Annotated in this window: 2 protein-coding genes and 2 pseudogenes; 2 read left to right on the top strand and 2 right to left on the bottom strand. The window is 60.6% G+C overall.

Features of this window, described 5'->3' with window-relative positions; translation table 11 throughout:
- Window positions 1–328 (bottom strand): annotated as a pseudogene (locus KAY22_RS26980) (IS3 family transposase); the annotation flags it as partial.
- Between the two features lie 69 nt (window positions 329–397).
- On the opposite strand from KAY22_RS26980, the gene KAY22_RS26985 reads away from it, so the two are divergent.
- A complete protein-coding gene (locus tag KAY22_RS26985) occupies window positions 398–1,414 on the top strand; it encodes an IS110 family transposase (protein WP_026109761.1) in 1,017 nt (338 codons plus the stop codon).
- 231 nt (window positions 1,415–1,645) lie between these two features.
- On the opposite strand, the pseudogene KAY22_RS26990 reads toward KAY22_RS26985, so the two are convergent.
- Window positions 1,646–1,774 (bottom strand): annotated as a pseudogene (locus KAY22_RS26990) (IS3 family transposase); the annotation flags it as partial.
- A gap of 317 nt (window positions 1,775–2,091) precedes the next feature.
- On the opposite strand from KAY22_RS26990, the gene KAY22_RS26995 reads away from it, so the two are divergent.
- Window positions 2,092–3,018 (top strand): IS30 family transposase, encoded by a 927-nt coding sequence (locus tag KAY22_RS26995; protein WP_296626139.1) that lies wholly within the window; start codon window positions 2,092–2,094, stop codon window positions 3,016–3,018.
- The last annotated feature ends 131 nt before the right edge of the window (window positions 3,019–3,149 follow it).

The following is a 3,149-nucleotide window of genomic DNA, read 5'->3' on the forward strand; positions in this document are numbered from 1 at the left end:
CCATATTGCTTTGCCAAGGCGATGATGTCCTCCGTCAGCGCCTGTTCGTCCTCCGCCCCACGCGGCACTTTACGCTGTGTCGATCGATGCTGCCCTAGAACCCGGCATATCCGTCGCTCGGATAGCCGGACTGGCAGATCCCGTCGTATATGATCGATGCAGCGCCGTCGCCGCGCGGGGCTCAGAAGTTTCCCCGTGCAGCTTCCTGCAATATCAGCTTGTCCAGCGTCAGGTCCGAGATCGCCCGGCGCAGCCGTTGGTTTTCCTTCTCCAGATCCTTCATCCGCCGTGCCTGGTCGGTCTTCAGCCCGCCATATTCCTTGCGCCAGCTAATGGGATGGACGGCTCTCCCACCCCGGAGCATCGTTGTGCAACCGGCAGTCGAAGGAGAGGAATGATGACCATCGATGTACTTGGTATTGATCTGGCGAAGAATGTCTTCCAGCTGCATGGCGTTGATCGCAAGGGCAATGCGATTTTCAAACGGCGGGTCATGCGCGACCAACTACTTTCGGTGCTGGCCGGGATTGAGCCCTGCACCGTCGCGATCGAAGCCTGCACAGGAGCATTTTGCTGGGCCCGCCAATTTGAAGAGTTGGGCCACAACGTGAAGATCGTGAGTCCTCAATATGTGAAGCCATTTGTCCGCAGGCAGAAGAACGACGGCAACGATGCCGAGGCGATCTGTACGGCTGTGCGTCAACCCCACATTCCGCTGGTGCCTAAGAAAAGCGTTGAGCAACAGGATATCCAGGCTCTACACCGCGCCCGCCAGCGTCTTGTGAACCACCGAACGGCCCTGGTCAGCCAGATGCGCGGGCTGCTGCTTGATCGTGGCATTGCCTTTGCCAAGTCGATTACCCGGGTGAGACGCATGATTCCGGAGATACTCGCACGCGCCGACTCCGGCCTCTCGACTATGGCCCGTGAGACCATTGCCGAGCTCTGGGATTTCTTCTGCGATCTCGAACGCCGCATCGAGCATTTCGACAAGAAAATCGAAGCCGTCTTCAAATCGAGCGAGCCCTGTCAGCGTGTCGCCAGGATCAAAGGCGTTGGGCCCAAAACGGCAACAGCGATTGTCGCGGCGGTCGGCGATGGTTCGGACTTCAGGAATGGGCGCCACATGGCGGCCTGGCTTGGATTAGTACCGCGCCAGTTCTCGAGCGGTGATAAGGCGGTGCTTATGGGCATCTCTAAACGAGGAAGCCAGCATTTGCGCAGCCTATTGGTTCACGGCGCGCGTGCCGTCGTGAGAACGGCACCCAATAAAAATGATCCCATCAGCCAATGGGCCAACCAGCTTCGGGAGCGACGCGGGTTCAACCGCGCAACGGTTGCCATCGCCAACAAGAATGCACGGATAATCTGGGCCGTGCTTCGAACGGGCGATCAATACCGCGCCGCCGCCTGAAGAACCGAACCAGTTTGCGAGTAGACGGAGAAATGGACTGCACTGATCGAGCCGACGCGCGACGAGCCTGACTATTATCGAGGCCCTTGAGGCCTACCAGCTGTAGAGGTGCGCGTGTGCGGATTTCCCATTTGGGCGCTCTGGACAACCAGCTGACGCCGGATAGATGTTTGCAACTGATCCACGCAGAACGTTTCAATGCCGCTTGCAAAGGGAGAGCCGTCCATAGAGATAATAGGTCTGCTCGCTGACCGCGATCCGTCGACATGCCTCGGCCGTCGAGGGCTCCTGCGCCAGCACGATCTCAACTTCTCGCAGCCTGCCGATAATCTCTTCCGACTTGTGCTTCTGGCTTGGCATTCAATGTCCCTTCGTGGTCCAGACTATGATAGTATCTGGGCCACTCAGCGGGGGGCAGATCACGCCGTCCTGGCCGGGACTGGCGGGTTCCATCCCAACACCCGCCATTCCCTAAGCCTCGAAGATCGCTCTAGAAACGCACCAGACTGGCCGACTTCGGAATGTCGGCTTACCGGCGGGTAACCGGCGATAGCCGCCGGACCTCTTTCGGGCAGTCGACACGACCGCAGGCGGAGATAGCTGTCTGTCGCCCATCGACGGTGGGTTCAACGGGTGGCGACAACACTTTAATCTTTTGAGGAAGATGGAGTGTCGCGATGAAGCAGCGTCGTCGGATATATTACACGGCCAGCCAGCGAGCGGAGATATGGGATCGTTGGCAGCGCGGGGAGTCGATGAGTTCGATTGGGCGCAGGTTTGATCGAGCGTCATCGTCGGTATTTTCGGTGATCGCGCCGACCGGGGGCATCCGGCCTGCCGATCGCAAGCGCGGCAGCCGTGCGCTGAGCCTTGCGGAGCGGGAGGAGATATCGCGGGGTCTGAGCGTCAGCGAACCGTTGCGTGCGATAGCCCGTCGGCTGGGCCGCGCGCCCTCGACGATCAGTCGGGAAGTTAGGCGTAACGGCGGTATTGCACGGTATCGGGCGACCGCGTCCGATCAGGCGGCATGGGATCGTGCCTTGCGGCCCAAGCCCTGCAAGCTGGCTTGCTCGCAGCCACTGGCCCGGGCAGTATCGGCCAAGCTGCGTCGCAAATGGTCACCGGAACAGATTGCGGGGTGGCTCAGGCGCAGCTTTCCCAAGGAGCCGCACAGGCAGGTGTCGCACGAGACCATCTACAGAAGTTTGTACATACAGGCGCGCGGGGTTCTGAAGAAGGAACTGCTGGAGCATCTGCGCGCCCGACGCACCATTCGCAGGTCGCGGCACGCCAGCCTCAAGCGCAATGGCCTCGGCCAGATCAAGGGTGCCGTGTCGATCAGCGAACGCCCCGCCTCGGTCGAGGACCGCGCCATTCCCGGCCACTGGGAAGGCGATCTGATCGGAGGCACGAAGAACAGCCACATCGCGACGCTGGTCGAACGGGTCGGCCGCCGTTGGATCCTTGCCGCCGTTGTGGTCTTTCAGGAGGTAGTAGCCATCCACGCACTCGGGCGAGCCGAGATAGCGGGCGCGTTCGGCGACCTTGGCGAGCGTGAGGCCAAGAACTTTTCCGCGAGTCATCCCCAACGATACCACGCTTGACACGTATCGTGCGACGATATACGGTCATGGGATGAAGACCGAACTACGCATCATCGATCACGGATTCAAGACCCGCCGCCGCTGGGAGGCATGTGGACCGAGTGGAACTAAGTCGGGGTGGGGCGAGACGC

It is taken from the genome of Rhizorhabdus sp., assembly GCF_018006725.1.
Lineage (GTDB): Bacteria > Pseudomonadota > Alphaproteobacteria > Sphingomonadales > Sphingomonadaceae > Rhizorhabdus.

What these genes read in the sequence shown, in the direction of transcription:
- KAY22_RS26985 (WP_026109761.1), top strand. Translation starts at nt 398, where the DNA reads ATGACCATCGATGTACTTGGTATTGATCTGGCGAAGAATGTCTTCCAG.
- KAY22_RS26995 (WP_296626139.1), top strand. Translation starts at nt 2,092, where the DNA reads ATGAAGCAGCGTCGTCGGATATATTACACGGCCAGCCAGCGAGCGGAG.